20 protein-coding genes are annotated in these 23,844 nt (G+C 60.4%); 4 read left to right on the top strand and 16 right to left on the bottom strand.

All coding sequences use genetic code 11. The features are described 5' to 3' along the window. Positions 1–16 precede the first annotated feature (16 nt). From NJC40_RS11235 to NJC40_RS11205, 7 genes are read right to left on the bottom strand one after another with little or no spacing between them, the layout of a single operon-like run. A complete protein-coding gene (locus NJC40_RS11235) occupies positions 17–757 on the bottom strand; it encodes an HAD-IB family hydrolase (protein ID WP_045487775.1) in 741 nt (246 codons plus the stop codon). Further along, positions 758–1,708: an HpcH/HpaI aldolase/citrate lyase family protein gene (locus NJC40_RS11230; RefSeq protein ID WP_253139353.1), complete on the bottom strand. Its 951-nt coding sequence runs from the start codon at positions 1,706–1,708 to the stop codon at positions 758–760. It lies immediately after the preceding gene. Continuing rightward, the gene (locus tag NJC40_RS11225; RefSeq protein WP_290447571.1) at positions 1,708–2,781 is read right to left on the bottom strand and encodes a cysteine protease StiP domain-containing protein; all 1,074 of its coding nucleotides are present in this window, start codon (positions 2,779–2,781) and stop codon (positions 1,708–1,710) included. The genes NJC40_RS11230 and NJC40_RS11225 overlap by 1 nt, the downstream gene beginning before the upstream one ends. A 37-nt stretch (positions 2,782–2,818) precedes the next feature. Next, the gene (locus NJC40_RS11220; protein ID WP_045487770.1) at positions 2,819–3,577 is read right to left on the bottom strand and encodes an HAD family hydrolase; all 759 of its coding nucleotides are present in this window, start codon (positions 3,575–3,577) and stop codon (positions 2,819–2,821) included. Next, a complete protein-coding gene (locus NJC40_RS11215) occupies positions 3,570–4,703 on the bottom strand; it encodes a phosphoribosyltransferase domain-containing protein (RefSeq protein WP_253139356.1) in 1,134 nt (377 codons plus the stop codon). Before NJC40_RS11215 ends, NJC40_RS11220 begins: the two co-directional genes overlap by 8 nt. 55 nt (positions 4,704–4,758) lie before the next feature. After that, positions 4,759–5,901 carry a trypsin-like peptidase domain-containing protein gene (locus NJC40_RS11210; protein ID WP_045487765.1) on the bottom strand — a complete coding sequence of 381 codons (1,143 nt, stop codon included), beginning with the start codon at positions 5,899–5,901 and terminating at the stop codon, positions 4,759–4,761. A 58-nt stretch (positions 5,902–5,959) separates the two neighbouring features. Further along, entirely contained in the window at positions 5,960–6,958 is a 999-nt protein-coding gene (locus NJC40_RS11205) for an ATP-grasp domain-containing protein (RefSeq protein WP_253139359.1), read from the bottom strand. Between the two features lie 158 nt (positions 6,959–7,116). On the opposite strand from NJC40_RS11205, the gene NJC40_RS11200 reads away from it, so the two are divergent. The 4 genes from NJC40_RS11200 (at position 7,117) to NJC40_RS11185 (ending at position 12,156) form a co-directional block, all read left to right on the top strand. Next, complete coding sequence (locus tag NJC40_RS11200; RefSeq protein WP_045487759.1) at positions 7,117–7,662, top strand: DUF1523 family protein; 546 nt, start codon at positions 7,117–7,119, stop codon at positions 7,660–7,662. 95 nt (positions 7,663–7,757) lie between these two features. Beyond that, complete coding sequence (locus tag NJC40_RS11195; protein ID WP_253139362.1) at positions 7,758–8,774, top strand: class I SAM-dependent rRNA methyltransferase; 1,017 nt, start codon at positions 7,758–7,760, stop codon at positions 8,772–8,774. A gap of 109 nt (positions 8,775–8,883) precedes the next feature. After that, positions 8,884–11,841, top strand: coding sequence for a DUF748 domain-containing protein (locus NJC40_RS11190; RefSeq protein ID WP_253139365.1), 2,958 nt, complete (start codon positions 8,884–8,886; stop codon positions 11,839–11,841). A 3-nt stretch (positions 11,842–11,844) separates the two neighbouring features. Next, complete coding sequence (locus NJC40_RS11185; RefSeq protein WP_253139368.1) at positions 11,845–12,156, top strand: DUF2845 domain-containing protein; 312 nt, start codon at positions 11,845–11,847, stop codon at positions 12,154–12,156. 157 nt (positions 12,157–12,313) lie between these two features. On the opposite strand, the gene NJC40_RS11180 is transcribed toward NJC40_RS11185, so the two are convergent. From NJC40_RS11180 to infB, 9 genes are all read right to left on the bottom strand, one after another. Further along, positions 12,314–12,664 (bottom strand): BON domain-containing protein, encoded by a 351-nt coding sequence (locus tag NJC40_RS11180; RefSeq protein WP_253116366.1) that lies wholly within the window; start codon positions 12,662–12,664, stop codon positions 12,314–12,316. A 246-nt stretch (positions 12,665–12,910) separates the two neighbouring features. Beyond that, complete coding sequence (locus NJC40_RS11175; protein ID WP_253139371.1) at positions 12,911–15,292, bottom strand: TonB-dependent siderophore receptor; 2,382 nt, start codon at positions 15,290–15,292, stop codon at positions 12,911–12,913. Between the two features lie 78 nt (positions 15,293–15,370). Then, positions 15,371–16,333: a FecR domain-containing protein gene (locus NJC40_RS11170; RefSeq protein ID WP_253139374.1), complete on the bottom strand. Its 963-nt coding sequence runs from the start codon at positions 16,331–16,333 to the stop codon at positions 15,371–15,373. Further along, positions 16,330–16,845 (bottom strand): sigma-70 family RNA polymerase sigma factor, encoded by a 516-nt coding sequence (locus NJC40_RS11165; RefSeq protein ID WP_253139377.1) that lies wholly within the window; start codon positions 16,843–16,845, stop codon positions 16,330–16,332. Before NJC40_RS11165 ends, NJC40_RS11170 begins: the two co-directional genes overlap by 4 nt. 189 nt (positions 16,846–17,034) lie before the next feature. Continuing rightward, on the bottom strand, positions 17,035–19,140 hold the full coding sequence (gene pnp, locus NJC40_RS11160; RefSeq protein ID WP_045487737.1) for a polyribonucleotide nucleotidyltransferase: 2,106 nt from the start codon (positions 19,138–19,140) through the stop codon (positions 17,035–17,037). 242 nt (positions 19,141–19,382) lie between these two features. Further along, complete coding sequence (rpsO, locus tag NJC40_RS11155) at positions 19,383–19,652, bottom strand: 30S ribosomal protein S15 (RefSeq protein ID WP_027900329.1); 270 nt, start codon at positions 19,650–19,652, stop codon at positions 19,383–19,385. Between the two features lie 148 nt (positions 19,653–19,800). Further along, positions 19,801–20,718, bottom strand: a complete 918-nt coding sequence (gene truB / locus NJC40_RS11150) for a tRNA pseudouridine(55) synthase TruB (protein WP_045487733.1) — start codon at positions 20,716–20,718, stop codon at positions 19,801–19,803. Between the two features lie 3 nt (positions 20,719–20,721). Further along, complete coding sequence (gene rbfA / locus NJC40_RS11145; RefSeq protein WP_045487731.1) at positions 20,722–21,123, bottom strand: 30S ribosome-binding factor RbfA; 402 nt, start codon at positions 21,121–21,123, stop codon at positions 20,722–20,724. A 135-nt stretch (positions 21,124–21,258) separates the two neighbouring features. Continuing rightward, positions 21,259–23,820: a translation initiation factor IF-2 gene (infB, locus tag NJC40_RS11140; protein WP_045487729.1), complete on the bottom strand. Its 2,562-nt coding sequence runs from the start codon at positions 23,818–23,820 to the stop codon at positions 21,259–21,261. Positions 23,821–23,844 lie beyond the last annotated feature (24 nt).

Here is a 23,844-nt window from a genome sequence, read left to right as displayed (position 1 = left end):
TAAAAGCGTGACAGCGTTACCGCGATGGCTCATCAAAGCCATCACGATTGTGTAACTTGGCGTTAATGGCCGCCTTGGACGGGGTTTTGGGCAGGGCCTTGTAGCGCCCCCGCTGCCACGCCGGATGGAAATGTCGCCAGTGGGCATCCTGGGCGGCGGCGAGCAATTCGTGGTCACCACTGGTGTCGCCCCAGGCGCGCACCCGGAACTGGCTCAGCGGGCCGTAGACACCTTCAAGACGGCTGACCTTGGAATCACGTCGGCAATTGCTGCCTTCGATCAGCCCGGTCAGCTTGCCATCGACAATCTCAAGGCTGGTGCCGATCAGCTCGACCTTGAGGCGATCAGCAAACGGGCGCAGAACGATTTCTGGCGATGCCGAGCAGAGCGTCACAATGGCGCCCTTTTCAAGCTCGGCTGCCACGGAAACCAAGGCGGTCGGGCGCATCAGGCGATCCCACCACGCGTCGCAGAAGGCTTGGGCCTTTTCCTCGACCCACTGGGCTTCGACGCCGCTGAGGAAAGCTTTGATCAATCGCGCTTTCAACTCGTCGCGGGTCACGCGCCGCGCCAGATAACCGAGACCGGGCAGCACCATGCGCGCCATGCGCGAGGAAAATGTCCGCTGACCGAAGGCGAACTTCAGAAAAGGTACGAAGCTGTCATGCCGGGTCAGGGTTCCGTCAAAATCGAACACCGCCAACAGGCGCTCCTGCACCTCAACTTCCAGATCGGGTTCTATCACTGGCTCTGTCATTTAGCTAACCGCCTCAGCGAGTCGAATGCTGGCATCCACGATTGCAGCCGGCGCCGGCAACACGCCATGCCACTTGGCGCGCTCCATGATGCGGGTTGCCCACTTGTAATGGGTGGCCGGCTCACACATCGCGTCGTTGTACTTGAACACCGCAGCCGCCGCAGAGTTCAATATCATCCGTGCAGAATTCATATCTTCCAGGCTGACCCGCAAGGCGTTCTGGATGGCGGTGATCTGCGAAGGATGGATCGCGGTCTTGCCCACCAGGCCATGGGAGATGTCCAATGCAAGCTCCTGCTCAAGAATTTCCGGGGTTGCCAGTTGTTCGAAGACCGGCGCGGTCAGGGCAAAACCCAGCGACCCCATGACCCCCGCCAGCATCGGAATCACATAGCCCATCGGCGTGCCATACAGCGTCATGGCCGGATTGCGTCGCAACCCCAGGCACCCCATCAGGTCATTGCCGCCAATGCGCAGGGCAATGATGCGCTGATCGAGACTGCCCTTGAGCGCCTGGCCCAGGTCAGCCATGGCCAGCGGATTGAATACCTCAGGGGTTTCCAGGGTCGGCATCAGCGCCAGCGCCGGATTGGTCACTGCCTGCTCCCAACTGCGCAGGTTGCCCAGCGACAGCTTGGGCACCACGAAACCGTCCACATGGCGCATCAGCGGCCAGTCGTTGAGCACCGCCGCCATCTGCGCATCACGAGGCCGCACGAACAGCAACGGGCCATTTTCGGGACGCCCGCCGACAGTCTCGATACGCAGCAGCACTTCACGCAGGTTATCCAGCGCCGTGGCCACATCAACCGGCGCCACGGCATCTTCCAGACACACCACCAACGAGCGGAGTTCGGGAATCTTGCGGCCAAATACCACCTCGAGGATATCTTCCCGGGTGGCCGGCATGTAGAGGGTCGCGCCCAGCGCATAAGGCGAAAAAAGGGCCATCAGCTGAGACTCCGAATAATGGTTGCCGCCCGATAGGGCCCCAGCGCAGCGCCAACCTGCTCGACCGGGACGCCCGCCCGTTCGGTCAGATGCAACAGTAGCTGCACGTCACTGTCACGCTTGTCGCGCACCAGTACATGATCAGGTACCCGGCGCATGACTGCCCGCGTCGCTTCCGCAATACCCGGTTTGATCCGGTTGAAGTTGCTCACTGCAAACCGCGCCGCCAGACCATCAATGGCCTGCCCCGCCGCTGCCTGCAACTGCCCAGCCTGGTCTGCCGACCATGGCTGCGCCGTGGTTACGGCAGGCAATTGCCGACGCAGACCGTCAATCCGGTCGACAAACGGCCGGGTCACGTCGTGGGCCTGCAAATGATCGTAGACCACGCAACCATGCAAACCGGCCTCAGACGGCCAGATGGAGCGCGAGACCAGCCCGGAAACGGTAGCACCGAGAATCCCGGAAGGAATGACCCAGTCTTCGGCGGAGGCCGCCAGCCAGGCGCGGCCGCAGGGATCGGCGAGCACCACCAGCCGGGACGGCCCGCTGAAACGCGGGTCTTGCGCCAGGCTACGTTGTACCTCAGCACTGATTGCGCCTTTGCCGGTCCAGCCGTCGACGAACACGATCGACTGCGCGCCATGAGCCTCGATGATCGTCTTCAGGGCAAGCTGATCGATGCCCCGGTCGCGGATGATACTGATGCCGTAATGAAAGACCTGGCGCCCCAGGTCGCGCAGGGCGCGGCCCAGCAGCACGCCCAACGGCAGGCCGGCACGCACGAACGACACCAGCACGATCTGCGGCCCGTGGCACTCCCGGTCAAGGGCTTGGGCAAGTGCCTGGACATCTTCGGCCATACGCTGACCGTTGTACGCCAGGGCGCGCTCGTATAGCTGCTGGTGCTCAGGCGTCGGCGCCTGTTCCTGGCTGATCATTTCCGAATAGTGCTTTTGCCGGGTCTGGATCAACCGCTCTTTTTCTTCGACGCCGGTGACTTCGATGTCGACACTGCGCAGCAGAAACTGCACGTCGTCCTCACGGTAGCTGCCGCTGCCGACGGTGGGCATGCCCTGAATCGGACCGCGCACCGGGCCGTGCCGCGGGTTACTCACCGGTCGCCTCCAGAAACACCCGGGCCAACTGACTGCGGGCCGGGGTTGCCCACCAGTGACATTCGTTCATGAAGTCCAGGTCAGTGATGCTGTCGCCAAAGCCCAACACCGGGCGCTCGCCATGCACCGCCCGGTCGCGGCGCAACCATTCCTGCACGGCATAGCGCTTGGCCAGACCATCGGGCAGGAATGCCAGGTTGTTGCCATTGCCATGCACATGCATGCCGTCGAGCAGGCCACGGGTCTGAACTTCAGCCAGCACCCGCTCAAGGATCCGGTCGTCGCTTTCGTTGTGCTTGGTGACGACGTAATGGAACAGGCGCGCCTCCTCCACCACCCAGCCGCGCAACGAAAAACCCAGTTCCTGACCAATCGCCAGGGTCGCGGCGCACAGCTCGTGCAAACGCATCTGATAGCCCGCCAGGGTTTGCTTCATCTGCTCGTTCCAGTCCTGATCCACCCGGCCGCCGGCATCGAGCATCACCCCGCCATGCGAGCAGATGGCGCCCTGCGTGAATGGCAGCTTTACCCGGCTGTAGGCCTCGACACTGCGGGCGGTCACCGGCACCACGTCGGCATTGGCCAGCATCCAGTTGACGAACGATTGCTGCACGTTGGTCATGTAGCCGTTGGGGTTACCGCTGATATCCACGGTCGCAGGGTGCTTTTCGATACCCGGCGCGGTCTTGCGCGCGGTCTGAAACAGCGTGTCGTCAAGGTCGACGAGAATCAGAGGGCGTGGATTACTCATCACAGATGACCTCGGCATTGAGTGCTTCGACCAGTTCGGCCGCGACGGCCTGAGCCGGTGTTTCGGTGCAGATCAGTACCCGGTCGTAGTGCCCGGGGCGGACGTTGTAGAGAAAATTGGGAATCCCCAGCCCGTAGTTGTCAGCGAACGACAAGGCATGCCCGATGGCGTGGCCCAAAGCAATCGGCGACCGGCTGGTGGAGCTGAAATGCACATCGGCACCGGCCCGCTCCAGCCGCTCAGCCAGCAGGAACGGCCGCCAGACGAACTCACTGGTGCCTACAACAAGGATTTTCTCCCCGGCCTTGACTTGCAGGTCCGGCGCCAGGCTGTCGTTGACCGAACGCACGCCCAGGCGGCCCCAGTCATTATCTGCCGACAATGACCAGTCACCCGCCGCCACGGTGCCTACCTGAGGCATTTCAGGCAATGGCGCCTCAGGGTCTTCGGCAAAGTGATAGTTACCCTGCAGCAGCGAAACCTGCTCGGTCTGCACGTTCGCGCTGCGGCTGACCGCCCCTGCCGACCAGTCGGTCAGCACACAGGTCACCAATCGCTCGATACGCGTCAGGCCGGCCTCGACCAGCGCGTGATGTAGATTGATGAAGGTCTTGCCGGTCGAGGCTTCGTCATCGACCAGCACCAGCGAACGCGCGGCAAGCATCATTTCACGCAGGTGCGGGTCGACAGGCTGGTGAATCAGGTGAGCACTGGCATGGCTATGCTCTTCTTCGAAACGGGCGAACAACTCAGTACCAGTTGGATGCCGGGTGCTGACCATGTACAGCACATCGTCGCGGGCCTGGCTGTAGGCGCGGTGCACCCCGGCACCAAGGCCGACGGCAGTCTCTGCCATGCCGATGATCAGGACCGGCCCCGGCAGGTCCGCAGGAATCCGCGCTGCAAGGTCTTCGAAACTCTGCTGCATGACCGCCGGGCGCACAGGAATGTGCCGGCCCAGTACTCGCGAGACGAACAGAAAGGCACGCTTGGGGTTACGCCGCTCGGCAAAACCGAACAGCGAATCAGGGGCAATGGAGGAGGCATCCACCGTCACATCGAGGCGTCCACGCATCAATTGGGCATGCAGCATGGTCGGTTGGGGAAGCGCCTGACGGCTGTTCATCGATCAAATCCTGGTTGGAGAAGCAAGTGTATCGGGGTGTACCGACCAATCGGAGTCAGCTACGGGAGGCTTCGACCAGCCATAACGCCGACTGTGCGGTACGGGATATTTCAGTTGTGCTGTAGGTTCTTTCCGGGCGCAGCAACGTCGTTGGTACCCGACAGGCTTGTAGAAACGCCACCAGCAGCGCGGATTTGACTGCAAAGTTCATATTCTGTGCGTCCGGCACGCTGGAGGTGACCATGCCGACCACCGCGCCGCCGCTGTCAAACAGTGGACTGCCACTGGAGCCAGGCTGGATCGGTGCGGTGAATTGCAACAGGCTGGCATCGCTGTGCAGGCCGAACAGGCTGGAAATACCGCCTTGGGTGACCTGCAGGCTGCCACCGGAAATCGACGCCAGCGGATAGCCCAGTGCAACGACATTGTCACCCGCCTCGCAGCCCGGCCCTTCGCGAAACGGCAATGAGTGGAGCGGCGAAGCCCCCTGCACGCGCAGCAAGGCAATGTCATTGCGTCGGTCAACCACCACCGGTTCGACCTTGTAGCGGCCTTCCAGAGAGCTGATATGCAGTACGCTCATGTCTTCGATGACATGCGCGCAAGTCATCAAGTGCGCCGGCCCCACCACGAATGCCGTGCCGGTCGCTGACTGATGTCGCGGTTCGTTCTGGCCACCGCTATTGGCACCGCGCCGCGGGTGGTAATCGCTGACCGTCAGGCCGATGTTGCGCCCGAATGCTGCCAGGCCATAGGCCGAGCCTTCGCTCAGGGCACGAAATTTCCATTGCTCATTGCGGCGATAGAACTCACCGATGATGATCGAGGCTTCGCCGTTGTCGCGCAGGTCAAGGCGATACTCGATGTCGTTGTCGATCTGCAGGGCCAGGCTGTTGACTTCACTGACCGGGCCGGCCGCTGCATAGACATAAACCATCAACAGCACCCGGTCGCTGCCGCCCGGAAGGCTGTTGAGGGTCAAGGTGCAGCCGACGTTTTCCGGGCCGCCGCTCCATTCCATCCAGCGCTGCTCATCATGCAGCAACGCGGCGTCGCCGGTAGGCTGGCGCTTCTCGTTGACAGGCAGCAGCGCAACGGCGGCAAAGTCGCCGAAAACCGAAGCCTTGCCGCTCTCCAGATTCCAGGAGCAGCGGGCATTGGCAAGAGCGATGTTTGCGCCAGGTGCCAGCACTTTCATACCGGTCCTCCTTGATGGGCTGAAAGACTGACTAATAGTAAAAATCTATTATTTACGATCACGCGAGAGCCCGTACAGCCACCGTAATGGCCTTCACGCGCATATTTGGCAACCAATTTGTTTCCGGTTCTTTCAGGCCGAGACGTCGACACGCAAAAATACCGGGCAAGTTGACGCCTGTTTCACGGGTATAACCGATACCGCCGGAGTAACGCGGGTTGATTTCCAGCAGGTGCGGTTTGCCCTGCGCGTCATCGCGGGTCTGTACATTGACCAGGCCGTCGCAGCCGAAGTGCTCGGCTGCCTGCATCGCCAGCTGCACCGCTGGCGTATCGCGTTCAAAACTCTGATGCAGGCCCTGCTTGCGCCGGCCAACCCCGGTAATCACCTTGCCGCCTTCACAGATCAGATCCACCGAACACTCACTGCCCGCCATGTACGGCATGACCAACATCGCAGGGCGCTCGCCAGGTTGCCGGTAGGCCTGCAGATAAGCGTCGAAGGTGGTCTCACGCGCATCAGGGTTGGCAAAACAGCGGAACGCGTCAACGCCGTCCTTGAAGCGCCAGAAGCCATGACCAAAGATGCCGACCGTTGGCTTGATGCATACCTCACCGTAAACACTCAACGCGGCGTAGGCCTCTTGCAATTGCTCGGCATTGGTTACCGTGATGCCCGGTATACAGGCCAGCCCGGCCTGCTCGGCGGCGGCGGTAAAACAGCTCTTGTCGTCTACGCTGTGGAAGGTTTGCGGCGACAGGCCGCCGGTGACCAGATCGAGGTCGGCTTCAGCGAAACGCTGACGATGGTTTTCATAAACACTGCCAATGCGTCCGGCCACCACGACCTTTACCCCCAGTTGCCGGGCCGTGCTGATCACCCAGTCGACCCGCTCGGCGCTGTTATGGGGTTCGCGCAGGGCGATGTCAGCCTGGCAGGTAATTTCCGGACGCTCCTGGCGATGCGAGGCAACGATACGTACCGACGCTGGCAAGGCTTCGCGTGCGCCCATGATGATTTCACGTTGGCTGGACTGCCCTTCCAGGAACCAGATCATGCAACTCTCCGTCGTTTGCAGCCATCCGTGATGGCCTTGTCGAATTTTGTAATAACTGATTTGCTGCAAAATACTGGAATTCAAGCAAAGTCGCGCGATTTCTAGTAGAAAGCCGCAGATTCCTGACACTCAAGCAATTCTTCAAAGAGGACAATGACATGAAGTGGCTCAGACGGTCGATCTGGCTGGTGGTTTTTCTGGTTGTGGGCGTGGGCGCACTGAGCCTGCATTACCTACTGCCACGGCATGATGTGGTGCTGGTCACCGGCGTTGAAGTCAAACGCATGGACGCTGACGGCGTGATCAACGCCGAGAACCCGGCAGACGGCCCGACCCGTGACGTTTACTTCATTAACACCGAAGACCCGCAAACCAAGAAAGTCGTGGTTTACCGCAACGAAGACACCGGCTGGAGCTTCCCGTGGTACTTCAAGTTCGACTCGGCCGACCTGCAGGCCAAGGCCCAGGGCTACTCGCGTGACGCACAGCAACTGGTCCTGATCCGTCATTACGGCTGGCGTATCCAGATCCTGTCGATGTTCCCCAACATCACCGCCGTTGAGTCGACCAGCAGCCGTGACGAGCCCTTCCCGGTGTTCAACACCGTGTTCTTCACGGTGCTGATCCTGATCGTGCTGTTCAGCGCCCTCTTCATCCGCCGCCGGGTGCGCAAGCCACGTGTCGATGGCGTGGTTCGCAGCTGACCGCTCCTGCATGCCGGCACGCAGAGCCCTCCGTGCCGGCTGCGTAACTGATAAACTCCCGCGCCTCATTCCTGTTCCTGCCCGAGGCGCTTTGCATGTCCTTCCTGAACCAGGCGCTCAGCGTCGCCCTCGACCGTCGTCAAGCGCTGCTGGCTGAACTGCATGCGCAAGGCACCGATTGCTACCGGTTGTTCCATGGCAGCCAGGAAGGTGCCGCGGGTCTGACCATCGACCGCTACGGCCCCCAACTGCTGATTCAGAGCTTCCATGAAAGCCTGGCGAGCGATGTCGTACCGGGGTTGATCGATACCGTCCAGCGCCATCTTGGGCTTGAACTGCTGCCGGTGTACAACGACCGCTCGGGCGGCAACTCCAGGATTGATCGCCAAGACAGTGTATTTCAGGCCAGCGAAGCAGCCTTGCAGGATGGCGTCGGCCATGAAGGCGGCTTGAAGTACCGGGTCCGTGCCAGACACCCTGGCCAGGACCCGCTGCTGTTTCTCGACCTGCGCAATGCCCGCAGCTGGGTGCGCCAACACAGCGCCGGCAAGAGTGTATTGAATTTGTTCGCCTATACCTGCGGGGTCGGCCTCAGCGCAGCAGCCGGCGGCGCCCGCGAGGTGTGCAACCTGGATTTCGCCGAGGGCAACCTGGCCGTCGGTCGTGAGAACGGCACGCTCAATCCGCAACTGCCACCGATGCAGTTCATCCAGTCCGATTACTTTCCGGCGATCCGTCAGTTGGCGGGCCTGCCGGTCACCGCCCGGCGCGGGCAGAAGCTGCCAGCCTATCCGCGTCTTTTGCCACGCCAATATGACCTGGTTCTGCTCGACCCGCCCGCCTGGGCCAAGAGCGCCTTTGGCACAGTCGACCTGTGGCGTGATTATCAGAGCCTGCTCAAACCGGCACTGCTGGCGACTGCCGAAGATGGCGTGCTGATCTGCTGTAACAACCTCGCCAAGGTGCCGATGGATGAATGGCAAGAACAGGTGCTGCGTTGCGCTGAAAAGGCCGGACGCCCCGTGCGCGAGTGGCAAGTCATCCGACCGGCCGATGATTTTCCGTCACTGGATAATCAGCCACCGCTCAAAACGCTGGTTCTGCAGTTCTGAAGGCAGGCAAATATAGGGAATTTTCCTACAAAGCTGGTCGGCACTGGCTTGTGAACCGAAAGCGCATGCCATACTCCAAGCACCTCCTGCCAGAGAGAGCGCTGCACCAATGCCCAAAGGTCTTAAACGTATTATTGGCGCCCTGGTGGCGGTCTTCGTGCTGTACAGCCTGCTGGGCTTTTTTATCCTGCCGGGCATCGCCCTGCGCATTGCCAATCAGCAACTGGCCGAGTACGCCAGCGTACCGGCCCGCATCGAGCGCCTGGAGTTCAACCCCTACAGCCTGGAACTCAAGCTCTGGGGGCTGAATATCGGCACACCGGGCCAGGAGCAGGTAGCCCTGGAAAAGCTCTACGCCAACCTGCAGATCGACAGCCTGTGGAGCGGTGCCCTGCATTTGCTTGACGTCGAGCTGGTAAAGCCGAAGACCGAACTGCTGTTCGACAAGAGCGGCCAATTGAACCTCACGCAGTTGTTCAAGCTGCCTGCCACTGAGCCATCGCCTGCAGCCGAACCTGCTGGCAAGCCCTTTGCCCTGCGCATTGACCGCATCAGGCTGGTCGATGGCTACCTGCACTTTCGTGACCTGCGTCCCGGCGAGCCGATCGAGTTTCTCTACGACCAGTTGAACCTGGAACTGAAAAATCTCAGCACCCTGCCTGAAGACAATACTGATGCCACCCTGGTGGCGGCCGGCCCTGATGGCGGGCAGATCGACTGGCAGGGCCGCTTCAGCCTGGCGCCGATTGCCTCCGAAGGCACCCTCAAGATCACCGACAGCAAGATGAAACTCTGGTGGCCCTATGTACGTGACGCCGTGCCGCTGGCATTGCAGGATGGCCGACTGAGCCTGGAAACCGGCTACAAATTGAATCTGGCCAAGAACACTGAGCTGCAACTGAGCAACATCCGGGCAAACGTGACGGCCCTGGCACTCAACGCCCCAGATGGCCGTTCACTGGTGCGTTTGCAAAACCTGGAGGTCAGTGACACAAGCCTGGATCTGGTCAAGCAGCAGGTAGTAGTCGGTAAAGTGCGCAGCCAGAAACTGGAAACCTGGGCGGCCCGTGAAGCAGACGGGCAACTGGACTGGCAGAAACTGTTCGTCGGCCAGCCTGCCCCCAAAAAGCCCGCCGCCGCCAAACCCGCCGCTGACGACAAAGCGGCCGAGCCTGCGGCGCCAGTCGCACCGGGCAAACCCGCTGAAGCTTCGCGGCCCTGGCAGGTGCTGGTGCGCGATGTACAACTGCGCAACTATCAGGTCCATCTCGCCGACCGGGTGCCAAGCGACCCCGTTGCTCTGGAACTGGGCCCGCTGAATCTCGACCTGCAAAATTTCGACAGCCTGAACAAGTCGCCCTTCAAGGTCAGGCTCGATACCGGCCTGGGTAAGCAAGGCAAGCTGACCGCCGCCGGCGAAGTGAATCTGGCCCCGGTCAGCGCCAGGCTCAATGTCACCAGTGAAGACCTCGACCTGCGCATCGCTCAAGCCTATATCAGCCCGTTCATCCGTCTGGAACTGCGCAGCGGCATGCTCGGTAGCGACCTGGCAGTGGATCTCAAGAGCACCGAGCCGCTGGCCCTGAGCGTCACCGGCAAGGCGCAGGTCAATCAGTTGCACGCCCTCGACACGCTCAAGCAGCGTGACTTCGTCAAATGGCAGCAACTGCTGCTGGGCGGCCTGAACTATCAGCATGGGCAAAGCCTGTCCATCGACCGGGTCGATCTGCAGCAACCCTATGCGCGCTTCATGATCAACGAAGACCGCACCACCAACGTCGATGACTTGTTGATCCCACAGCCGGCCGAGCCAAAAACCGCTACCCGCAGCAAAAGCAGCGCCAGCGCCAGCGCGCAAAAGCCGCTGGGTATCCGGGTCGGGGAAGTGAACATCAATGATGGCTCGGCGTACTTCGCTGACTTCACCCTGACGCCGAACTTCGCCACCGCCGTGCAACAACTCAACGGTCGGATCGGCCCGATCGATAACAGCCACAACAAGCCGGCACCCGTCAACATTCAGGGCAAGGTCGACCGCTATGCCCCGGTGGTCATCCACGGCAGCCTCAATCCGTTCAACCCGATGTCCAGCCTGGACATCGCGACCAGTTTCAGACGCGTCGAACTGACCACGCTGACCCCTTACTCGGGCAAGTTCGCAGGCTTTCGCATCCGCAAGGGCCGGCTGAACCTCGACCTGCATTATCAAATCAGCGAAGGCCGGCTCAAGGCCGAGAATACGGTGCTGGTCGAACAGTTGCAGTTGGGCGAGAGGGTCGACAGCCCGGATGCCCTGGACCTGCCGATTCGGCTGGCGGTGGCACTGCTCAAAGATCCCCAAGGGCGGATTTCTCTGGAGCTGCCGGTGGAGGGTGACCTGAATAACCCGCAGTTCAGTGTCATGCCGATTGTCTGGCAGACCCTGCGCAATCTGGTAGTACGCGCCGCCCAGTCGCCATTCAAATTTATCGGCGGGCTGGTGGCCGGTGGCGGCTCGCAGGATCTGGGCAGCATCCAGTTTGCGCCTGGCTCCAGCAGCTTGTCAGGTACAGCGCAACAGGCGCTCGACAAACTCGCCGCAGCCCTCAAGGAGCGTCCGACACTGCGTCTGGAAATCGAGGGCACCAGTGCCCAAAGCAGTGACGGCCCTTTGATCGCACGCCAGCGTCTGGAGCGTGAGTATCAATTGACCTACTACAAGATCATGCAGCGCCGCGGTGACAAGGTCCCGGCCAACGCCAGCCTGTTGCAGGTGCCGGAAGACGAAAAGGCGCCGATGCTCGAAGGCATTTATCGCGCCCGGCTCAAGCAGCAACCACCGGCACAGTGGGAACAGCTTGATCAGGAAGCCCGCACCAATCAGCTACGCAATGCCATGCTGCAGTTCTGGAGCAGCAATGAAGTGCTGTTACGCGAGCTCGGTCAGGACCGGGCGAGCAGCATCAAGGATTATCTGGTGGGCAAAGCAGGACTGGAAGATGATCGGGTGTACTTCATCGACGCGCAACTCGGCAAGGCCCAGGCCGATGGCCAGGTCATCACCCCCCTGCATCTGGACAGCGAATAACCCATGAGCCGCTCTTTGACCTGCGCCATCCTGACCCTGACTGTACTGTTGACAAGCCCGGCACAGGCCTCAACCATGCGCTGCGGCAGCCAGTTGATCAGCCTCGGTGACCATGCCTTCGAGGTCGAAAGAAAGTGCGGCACGCCAGTCAGCCAAGCGGTGATCGGCTCGAAGGAGAGCTTTAGCGGCAACTATCGGTATTCGGAACAGGTACGAATCGAGGAGTGGATCTACGGCCCTGATCACGGCATGTATCGTTACCTGCGCTTTGAAGGCGGACGATTGATACGCATTGACAGCAAGCGCGGCCAATAGCGCCAGTGACTTTTCAAGACTCGAAATAGAACAGGCCCCGACTCAAGAGCCGGGGCCTGTAATGGCCACATCCATATGGCCGATCGCATGAACTTTCTACACCAGGTTCCGGCCTCCCTGGCCAGAACCCGTGTCAGATGCTCATAGTCGAACCGAACTATTCAGCTTTCAGCGCTTCAGCAGTCACCGACTTCACGCCTTTGATGTTCTTGGCGATGTTCACGGCAGTTTTCTTCTGAGTCTCGGTCACTTTGACGTCCGAAGACAGGGCAACCACGCCGTTAGCGGTTTCTACTTTGATGTCAGAGCCCGGAATGCCTTTTTCGGTCAGCAGGTCGGCTTTCACCTTGGTGGTGATCCAGGTGTCGCTGCCTTCTTGCTTGGCGTTTTCAACAGTCGTGTTGGCAGCCAGCATCAGCGGAGCCTGAGTAGCGGTCTGGGCGAATGCGCCACCGGTCATGGACAGAGTCAGAGCAGCGGCAGCAGCAGCGATAGCGAACTTCTTCATACGATGAACTCCTGTTTTTCTGAAAAACCGCGCCAATGTCTAGCGAGGGTTAACAGGTATATCGCAAGCGCTGTGCCAACTTTTTAACCCTTATAATTTCGTTATTAATCAACAAGTTAAAAATTAATTATAATTTGCGCATCGTGCAGATTGCCCGCTCGGCCGCTCAGGACGCTTGCAAGTTGCAAGTGTTACACCCAGCTGACAGGTTAATCCTTGAGCAGCTCAGCGGCTGGCGAATCAGATCTAGAAGCCCATGCTCAGAGTAGCGGTCACGGAGGCCGGTTCGCCGGCATAGTTACCGGCACTGGCGACCGTCTCGATGTAATCGCGGTCGGTCACGTTGCGGGCATTGAGCGATACCCGCAGCTGTTCATTGATGTCGTAGAACAGGCTCATGTCGATGCGCGTATAACCGCTGGCACTGTAGTTGTTGGCCAGGTTGCCATAACGCTTGCCGGCATAAATCACCCCAGCGCCCATACCCAGGCCTCGCAGTGGGCCGTTCTGCAACTGGTAGCTGGACCATAGCGAGCCACTGAGCACCGGAATACCTTCCAGGCGATTGCCTTCTTCAAGTTGGGTGTCCTTGATCAGCTTGGCATCGAGCACGGCCACGTTGCCGATCAGGTTCCAGCCATCGCTGATCTCGCCGCTTACATCCAGTTCGAGGCCGCGCACCCGCTGCTGACCGGTCTGGATCGAATAGTTGCTATCGGCAGGGTCTGTGGTGGACAGGTTCTCGCGACGGATCTCAAATGCCGAAAGGGTGGCACTCATGCGCTCGGGAATCAGCTCGTACCTGGCGCCGATCTCGTATTGTTCGCCGGTTTCCGGGTCCAGCACGCTGCCATCGCGGGTCAGCCGGTTTTGCGGCGCAAAGGACGTGCTGTAGCTGGCATACAAGGCCAGCCGGTCGGTCGGCTGATAGACGATGCCGGCCCGCGGCGAAGTGTCCGACGGCTCGATATTGATATCGCTGTAGCTGCCGGTTGCCGTGTAGTTGCGGTTGCGCTGCTCGACCTTGTCCCAGCGCACACCAAGCAGCAGTTTCCATTGCTCACTGAGGTCAATCTGGTCTTGCAGATACAGGCCATAGCTGTTCTGCCGCACCCGAGTGTCTTCACCAAAGCTGAACGGGCCAGGCTGTGCGCCATGCACAGGGTTGAAGATGTCCAGCGCTGCCAGATTGGCGCGCAGCATCCGCACTTGGCGCCTGCCATTGACCGTCTCGAAGCCACCCAGCACTTGATGTTGCAGCCCCCACAGCGATAAATCGGCAATGGCTTCGAACTGGGCGCTCAGCGAACGGGCCGACTCGTCGAAATCCGTAGCTCGCCGATTGGTCGTGCGGCCATCGCTTTGCAGCGATTGCTGAGACACGTTGAGCATGTGCTTGCTCGATTCATCCCAGCGAGTGACCTGACGCAGGGTCAGCCAGTCGTTGGCTTGATGCTCGATGCGTACCCAGGCAGCAGTCTTGTCGCTTTCAGCTCTGGACCAGGGTTCTTCAAGAAACAGTTTATGCCGCGAGTCGACCTTGCCATTGAGCGCCAGCAGGCCGCGGTCGTACTGGGCGTCGGTTTCGGTGTACTCCAGGCCCATCTCTACCCGAGTGAGCTCATTTGGTTCCCAGAGCAACGTCGGCGCGATGAAGCGCCGGTGGCTGTCGCGGTACAGGTCGCGGAAGCTGCCCTCGGTCTGCGTCGCAATGGCCAGCCCGCCGGCCAGAGCATGCTGGCTGTCCAGTGGACCGCTGAGGTAGGCCTGCAAGCGGCGCATGTCCCAGGAACCGACCTGCGCCTTGAGCTGGCCTTGCGGCGTATAGGTCGGCTTGCGGGTCACCAGGTTGATTAAACCGCCGGGGTTGCCGCGCCCGTACAACACCGAGGCCGGCCCCTTGAGCACTTCAACGCGCTCGATGTTGCTCAGGTCGCTGAGGATTTCCGGGCGGACCACCAGTGAGTTGGTCATCATCCCGTCCACCGCATAAGTGGTGTTCTGAAAACCGCGAATGAAGAAGCTCTCGGTAGTGCCGCCGTGAGTGTTGCCGCGCTGAATACTGCTGACGTTACTCAAGGCATCGCCCAGGCTGGTGATCTGTTGATCCTCGATCACCTGGCGGGTGACCACCTGAATCGACTGGGGGATATCGCGCAACGGTGTGTCGGTTTTGGTTCCGGTAGCGCTGCGCGCCGCACTATAACCTTCGACCGTGCCAATCGCCTGGCTGCCTGAATGCTGCCCGGAAATGTTGGTGGCTTCGAGCTGCAGTGCCGAACCGTTGGCCGGCAACGCACGCAATGTGTAGGTGTTGCCAGCCTGTGGCACGGCCTCAAGGCCGCTGCCACGCAGCAGTTGCCCGAATCCCTGACTGATCGTCCACTCGCCTTTGAGTGCGTCACTGCGCAGGTTCTGGGTCACGACCGGGTCAATCGGTAGAGTCACCCCGGCTTTGGCAGCGAAGGCGGCGAGGCTTTCGCTCAGCGGGCCGGCGGGAACATCATAGTACTGCGTACCTTGCTGGGCATGGCTCTGCGGCGCCACGGCGATGCAGCTCAAGGCCAGCGCCGGAGCGCCGATGGCCCTGGCGAGCAAAGCGACACGAAACAGCGATGATGCGGGCATGAAGGGGGTTCCTGATGGCGTGTAAGTGCGTTTTCAGGAGGGAGGACACGCCACCGGCAAAAAACACGACAGGGTTTATCAACTTTTTTGCAGCGGCCCCAGCGTGACCCAATACCGCGTCACATAACTGACCTTCACCGGCAGGGTCAACGCAACTGCCGCCAGGACGCTGTCAGTGTCCTGTAGCTGGAAGGCACCGGAAATCAACAGCCCGGCCACTTGCGGCTCACAGCGGGTCCAGCCACGCCGGTAGCGCCCCAGCTCGGCGACAAAGTCAGCCAGCGGCATGCGTTCGACCCGCAGCACGCCGTCCAGCCAGTCAATGCCCCGCACCGGCTCAGGCAACGCCTGGACCGTGCGGGTCGTGACATGCGCCTGCTGGCCGGCAGCGACGTCCAGACGCACGCCAGGCGCCTGGTGCGGCACGACGGCCACCTGCCCCTCCAGCACTTGCAGCAGGTCGTGGTCAGCCAACTGGCGAACCGAGAACTTCGTACCGATCGGCCGGTAATTGCCAAGCCCGGACTCCACCGAAAACGGTCGGCCATCGGCTCGGCCGGTGGTGACGAAAATCTCGCCTTTGCGCAGCACCAGCATGCGCTCAGCCGGCGTGTAGCGAACGTCGATGGCACTGTCGGTATTGAGTTGCACCAGGGTGCCGTCAGACAGGCTGACGGTGCGGCGCTCGCCTACGCCGGTACTGATATCCGCCACCAGCGAAACCACCGCCGGGCTGCGCGATGCGGCAAAGCCCAGCGAGCCGACGACGATCATGGTGGTCAAGCTCTTGAGTGCCAGGCGCCGTTTAAGGTTGGCACTGCGATACAGGGTCGAGCGCCCGACTGCCGGAGGAATACTCTGCAATTGTTCGCTGAAGCGGTTGGCCAGTTGCCAGGCACGTTCGTGCTCGGCGTGCTGGCGTCGCCAGTGGGCACAATTCTGGTGATCCTGCTCGGTTACGTCCGCAGCCTGCAGCCGCAGGATCCAGGCCGCCGCCTGACGGGCAATCTCACGGTCAATCGGGACAGTCTTTGCACTCAAAGCCATTCACTCGAAGCCAGGACGATACATTCCTCGAAACCTTGTAACAGATAACGCTGCACGGTACGCACGCTGATATTCAAGGTCAGGGCAATTTCTTCCTGGCTATAGCCCTCGATCTGCGACATCAAGAACGCCTGACGGGCCTTGACCGAGAGCCTGGAAAGCACCTGATCGACCTCGTTGAGGGCTTCGAGAATAGCGGCCTGAGACTCAGCACTGGGCGCCTGTTCGTCCGGCAAGCTGGCCAGCGCCTCGCGCCAGGCGTCTTCCAGAGAACGACGGCGATACAGATTGGCCAGCAGACGCTTGGCAATGGTCGCCAGATAGGCGCGCGGCTCACGCAGATCTTCAGCCTGATGCGGGACACTCAGTACGCGCAGAAAAGTATCCTGGCTCAGGTCTGCGGCATCACTGCGGTCATACACACGACGGCTCAACCAACCGGTCAGCCACGCATGATGAGCGGTGTAGAGGCGTTGGACAGGCGCATAGTCTGCAGGTGTGGGCATGGAATGAGTAAGCTTTACTGATGAGAATGCATCTCAGTTTATACAGTCCGGCCCGGTGCCAGCAATCGTCGTACAACCTCTCAGGCTGATTGCAGCAAAATCTGCAGACGAAAAAAATCCGCGCTCATTGCTGAGCGCGGATTTTCGCAGGCAACCGGGCTGCCCAAGACAGCCCGATTCACACCTGAATCAGACGCCGGAAGCTTTGGCAGCCGCCACGTCTTTGATCGACAGTTTGATACGGCCGCGGTTGTCCACGTCCAGTACCAGCACTTCGACTTCCTGACCTTCCTTGAGGATGTCGGTCACTTTCTCTACGCGAGCATCGCTGAGCATCGAGATGTGAACCAGACCGTCCTTGCCAGGCAGGATGTTGACGAACGCACCGAAGTCAACGATACGCTCGACCTTGCCGACGTAGATCTTGCCGATCTCGGCCTCTGCGGTGATACCCAGTACGCGCTGACGGGCTGCTTCAGCGGCTTCTTTGGTTTCACCGAAGATCTTGATCGAGCCGTCGTCTTCGATGTCGATCGAGGCCTTGGTTTCTTCGCAGATGGCACGGATGGTCGCACCACCTTTGCCGATCACGTCGCGGATCTTGTCGGTATCGATCTTCATCGCCAGCATGGTCGGCGCGTTGGCTGACAGCTCGCTGCGCGACTGACCGATGATCTGGTTCATCTGACCGAGGATGTTCAGGCGTGCTTCCAGGGCCTGGCCCAGGGCAATCTCCATGATTTCTTCGGTGATGCCCTTGATCTTGATGTCCATCTGCAGAGCAGTAACACCGTTGGCGGTACCGGCAACCTTGAAGTCCATGTCACCCAGGTGGTCTTCGTCACCGAGGATGTCGGTCAGGACTGCGAATTTCTCGCCTTCCTTGACCAGACCCATGGCGATACCGGCCACTGGCGCCTTGACCGGCACACCGGCGTCCATCAGCGCCAGCGAAGCACCGCAGACCGAAGCCATGGAGCTCGAACCGTTGGATTCAGTGATTTCCGAGACCACGCGGATGGTATACGGAAACTGGTCAGCGCTAGGCAGCATGGCCTGTACGCTGCGACGTGCCAGACGGCCGTGACCGATCTCGCGACGGCCAGCACCGCCCATGCGGCCGCACTCGCCCACCGAGAATGGAGGGAAGTTGTAGTGCAGCATGAAGCTGTCTTTTTTCTCGCCTTCCAGAGTGTCGAGCAGTTGTGCATCACGGGCAGTACCCAGGGTTGCAACCACCAGCGCCTGGGTTTCGCCACGGGTGAACAGCGCCGAACCGTGAGTCTTTGGCAGAACGCCGACTTCGATGTTCAGCGGGCGAACGGTGCGGGTGTCACGGCCATCGATACGCGGCTTGCCGTTGACGATGTTCTCGCGCACGGTGCGGTATTCGATTTCACCGAAAGCAGCTTTGACTTCGCCAGCCGACGGGCCATTCTCTTCAACGGCCAGACGGGCAACAACCTGGTCACGCAACTCGCCCAGGCGAGCATAGCGGTCGGCCTTGACGGTGATGGTGTAAGCCTGGGAAATGGCTTCGCCGAACTCACTGCGAATGGCATTGAGCAGGACAGTGTTCTCGGCTTCTGGCTGCCAGTTCCAGGTTGGTTTGGCGGCTTCGGCAGCGAATTCCTTGACGGCGTTGATCACGGCCTGGAATTCGTCGTGGGCGAACAGCACGGCGCCCAGCATCTGGTCTTCGGTCAGCTCTTTGGCTTCCGATTCAACCATCAGTACTGCCTCTGCAGTACCCGCCACGACCATGTCGAGGCTCGAAGCAGTCTGCTGCTCGTAAGTCGGGTTGAGCAGGTAGCCGGTTTCCGGGTGGTAGGCCACACGGGCAGCGCCTACCGGGCCGTCAAACGGGATGCCGGAGATGGCCAGGGCCGCAGAAGTACCGATCATCGCAGCGATGTCCGGATCAGTCTTCTTGCTGGTGGAAACCACGGTGCAGACGACCTGCACTTCGTTCAGGAAGCCTTCCGGGAACAGAGGACGGATCGGACGGTCGATCAGACGCGAGGTCAGGGTTTCTTTTTCGGAAGGACGGCCTTCACGCTTGAAGAAGCCACCCGGGATCTTGCCGGCCGCGTAGGTTTTTTCCTGATAGTGCACCGACAGCGGGAAAAAGCCCTTGCTTGGGTCGGCGTGCTTGGCACCGACTACGGTCACCAGAACGCTGACGTCGTCGTCAACGCTGACCAGTACTGCGCCTGAGGCCTGACGGGCAATGCGGCCTGTCTCCAGGGTTACGGTCGATTGACCGAACTGAAACTTCTTGATTACCGGGTTCACGGTTTCCTACCTTTCATTTGTGGCTCTGGGGAAAATGTCTTCTTGCGAATTCTTGGGCAGCACGGGGAATCGGCCCCGATGGCAGTCCAGATAAAACTTGAGGCTGGAAGCCTGCCAGACACATCGGTTTGACCGATATGCCCAGACAGGCTACCAACCTCATATTTCTTTCCGGCCAGACGCCTGGCCCGTCAGTGACTGACGCAACCAGGCTTGGCGGAAAGAGAGTCACCACGCCGTGATTAGCGACGCAGACCCAGACGGCCGATCAGAGCACTGTAACGGCTCACGTCTTTGCCTTTCAGGTAGTCCAGCAGCTTGCGGCGCTGGTTTACCATGCGGATCAGACCACGACGGGAGTGGTGGTCTTTACCGTTGGCCTTGAAGTGGCCTTGCAGCTTGTTGATGTTGGCGGTCAGCAGTGCAACTTGCACTTCTGGCGAACCAGTATCACCGGCAGCTTGCTGGTAGTCGGTTACGATCTGAGCTTTTTCTTCAACGCTGAGTGCCATTTGGGCAATCCTTCAAGTCAAGGAGCCGTCCTTGCGGGACGATTCCAACAGGCCAAGGCCAAAGCCTCGTATTTAAAAAAGAGATGTGACCGTGCCTGTTGACAGCCACCCTCGCCCGCATGCCTGACACCAGCCATGCGGATTTCGGTCACTCTGACCGAATCAGTCGACGCGGCGCAATACGCCCGTCTTCGCTCACTTCACCGATACCGATGAAGCGGCCCTGGTGATCCTGTACCCGGACCATGCCGAACTTCGGTGCGTCCGGCGCCCTGACTGGCTGACCATGCAGCCAGTAGAAAGCGCTGTGCTCCGAGAACTTCAGCAATGGCCAGTCGAGCAACCCGCTGTCTGAGGGCATCAGGAAGCGATCAATGGCTTCGTTGCCGCCTTCGGCATGGGCTTGCTCAAGCTCTTCCAGCGTGACCGTCTGGGCCAGACTGAAAGGGCCGGCCTGGGTGCGGCGCAACTCGGCGACGTAGGCACCGCAGCCAAGACGCTCACCAATATCTTCCACCAGGGTACGGATATAGGTGCCTTTGCTGCAATCCACGGCCAGTCGTGCAGTCTCGCCTTCGCACGCCAGCAACTCCAGGCGCGCAATAGTAACAGAACGCGCCTCGCGCTCCACTACTTCCCCTGCACGCGCCAGTTTATACAACGGCTGCCCATCACGCTTGAGAGCCGAGTACATCGGCGGTATCTGGCTGATCTGACCGGTAAAATCCGGCAGGATCGCTTCGATATCCTGGCGACCAACGGTCACCGGACGGGTTTGCAAAACCTCGCCTTCGGAGTCTGCGGTGGTCGTAGTCTTGCCCAACTGCGCCAGAGTCTCGTAAGACTTGTCGGAATCGAGCAGGTACTGCGAAAACTTGGTGGCTTCACCAAAGCACAGCGGCAAGACGCCAGTGGCCAAGGGGTCGAGGCTACCGGTATGGCCGGCTTTCTCGGCATTGAGCAACCAGCGCACCTTCTGCAGGGCCGCATTGGACGTGAAGCCCAGCGGCTTGTCGAGCAGGATGATACCGCTGACGTTACGGCGGATACGTTTGACCTGAGCCACCCGTCACTCCTTGGAATCGTCTGAAGCGGAGCCAGGCTGGTGCTGGCTGTCCTCAGCCACGGCGCGCTCGATCAGGGCCGAGAGGTGCGCACCACGCGACACGCTCTCGTCATAACGGAAATGCAACTGCGGTACGGTACGCAGCTTCATTTCACGACCGATCTGCATGCGCAGAAAGCCGGCCGCCGTGTTGAGCACCTTGATGCTCTGGGCAACTTCATCATTGCCGTCCTGCCCCATGACCGTGACATACACCTGAGCATGGCTCAGGTCACGGCTGACATCTACAGCAGTGATGGTGACCAGCCCCAGGCGCGGGTCTTTGACTTCACGACGGATCAGTTGCGCCAGCTCGCGCTGCATCTGATCGCCAATACGTTGGGTGCGGCTATATTCTTTGGCCATTTTTGATACCTGTTACTGACCCTGGGCGAAACCCTGAAGGTCTGAAAGCGGCAAACGCCCGGCCTGACGTAGGTCAGACCGGGCGTTGCGTTCAGCTCAAGGCACGGTAACAACGCCGTGCCCGAAACCCGCGACTTAGAGGCTGCGGGCCACCTGGACTTTCTCGAAGACTTCGATCTTGTCGCCGACCTTGACGTCGTTGTAGCTCTTGACGCCGATACCACATTCCATGCCGTTACGCACTTCAGAGGCGTCATCCTTGAAGCGACGCAGCGACTCCAGCTCGCCTTCGAAGATAACGATGTCTTCGCGCAGAACGCGGATCGGACGGTTACGGTGGACAGTACCCTCGATAACCATACAGCCGGCGATCGCACCAAACTTCGGCGAACGGAACACGTCACGGACTTCGGCAACACCGAGGATGTTCTCGCGAACATCGCTGCCAAGCATGCCGGTCAGGGCCTTCTTGACGTCTTCGATGATGTCATAGATCACGTTGTAGTAACGCATGTCCAGACCTTCCTGCTCGACGATCTTGCGCGCACCGGCATCGGCACGCACGTTGAAGCCGAACAGGACAGCGTTGGAGGCCAGTGCCAGGTTGGCGTCGCTCTCGGTGATACCACCGACACCGCCACCGATGACCCGGACCTGCACTTCATCGTTACCCAGACCGCCCAGAGCACCTTGCAGCGCCTCGAGCGAACCACGGACGTCGGATTTGAGGACGATGTTGAGCGTCTTCTTCTCTTCCTGGCCCATGTTTTCGAAGATGTTTTCCAGCTTGCCGGCATGGGCGCGAGCCAGTTTGACTTCACGGAACTTGCCTTGACGGAACAGCGCAACTTCACGGGCCTTCTTCTCGTCAGCCAGTACAGTCATCTCGTCACCGGCTTCCGGGGTGCCATCCAGACCGAGAATCTCGACCGGGATCGACGGACCGGCTTCCTTCACAGGCTTGCCGTTCTCGTCGAGCATGGCGCGGATACGGCCATAGTTGGAGCCCACCAGAGCCATGTCGCCCTGACGCAGGGTACCGTCCTGAACCAGAACGGTGGCCACCGGGCCACGGCCCTTGTCCAGACGCGACTCGACCACCACACCACGACCCGGGGCCGATGGCGTAGCCTTGAGTTCCAGAACCTCGGCCTGCAGCAGTACGGCTTCGAGCAGTTCGTCAACACCGGTACCCATTTTCGCGGAAACCGGAACGAACGGCGTATCACCGCCCCACTCTTCAGACGTCACGCCGTGAACCGACAGCTCACTGCGGATACGGTCCAGATCAGCGCCTGGCTTGTCGATCTTGTTCACTGCAACCACCAGCGGAACGCCAGCCGCTACTGCGTGCTGAACCGCTTCGATGGTTTGCGGCATCACGCCGTCGTCGGCTGCAACCACCAGGATCACGATGTCAGTCGCCTTGGCACCGCGAGCACGCATGGCAGTAAACGCCGCGTGACCAGGGGTGTCGAGGAAGGTAACCATGCCACGCTCGGTTTCAACGTGGTACGCACCGATGTGCTGGGTAATGCCGCCGGCTTCGCCAGCCGCTACCTTGGCACGACGGATGTAGTCGAGCAGCGAGGTCTTACCATGGTCAACGTGACCCATGACGGTAACGACCGGAGCACGCGAGAAGGTCTCACCTTCGAACTTCAGGGACTCGGCCAGGGACTCTTCCAGCGCGTTGTCGCTGACCAGAGTGACCTTGTGGCCCAGTTCTTCAGCGATCAGGTGCGCGGTTTCCTGGTCCAGTACCTGGTTGATGGTCACCGGGGTGCCCATCTTGAACATGAACTTGATGACCTCGGCCGCCTTGACCGACATCTTCACCGCCAGTTCGCCGACAGTAATGGTTTCACCAATGGCCACGTCACGGATGACTGGACCGGTCGGTGCCTGGAAGCCGTGAGCATTACGCTTCTTGAGCTTGGACTTGCCACCACGACCGCGACGGAAGCCATCGCTTTCTTCATCGGAGGTACGCGGTGCAACGCGCGCATTTGGCGCCTTGTCCTTGGCAGCAGGGCGGTGGGCGGCGCCTTTGCGCTCGCCGTCGCCATTGCCACGGGCCGGACGGTCCTCGCTGCGATGGGTCTTCTCGGGACGACGCTCTTCGCGCTTGCGCACTTCAATGGTCGTGGTCGCCGGGGTGTTGTTGGCGGGTGCTGCAACCGGTGCTTCACGCACAGGCTCAGGCGCAGCAGCACGCTCGACCGCTGCCTCGACCGGCTTAGGCTTGTCGGCCACCGGCTGCGGCTTGGCTTCAACGTTCGCAGGGCGACGTGCATCTTCTTCGCTGCGACGCTTGGCTTCTTCTGCTTCAGCTTTCTGACGAACAGCCGCTTCGGCTGCACGGCGCTCATCGAGCTCGCGCTTGCGCTCGGCTTCAATTTCTTCAGCGCTGCGTTGTACGAAAACTTTCTTCTTGCGAACTTCTACGCTGATGCTCTTGCTACCGGCCACACGCAGAGTGCTGGTGGTCTTACGCTGCAAGGTAATCTTGCGCGGTTCTTCCGCCTTGCTCTTGTGACCGCTTTTCAGATGCGCCAACAGCGCCTGTTTTTCGTTATCGGTCACTACTTGCTCGGCGGCGGTGTGCGGCAGACCTGCCTCACGCATCTGCTGCAGCAGGCGCTCTACCGGTGTGTCAACCGTCTTGGCCAGTTCTTTCACCGTGACTTGCGTCATGCACTTCTCTCCTCAGGCCGCGCC

The organism is Pseudomonas sp. 21LCFQ02, assembly GCF_024129895.2.
Lineage (GTDB): Bacteria > Pseudomonadota > Gammaproteobacteria > Pseudomonadales > Pseudomonadaceae > Aquipseudomonas.
This window is presented reverse-complemented; position numbering and strand designations above follow the sequence as displayed.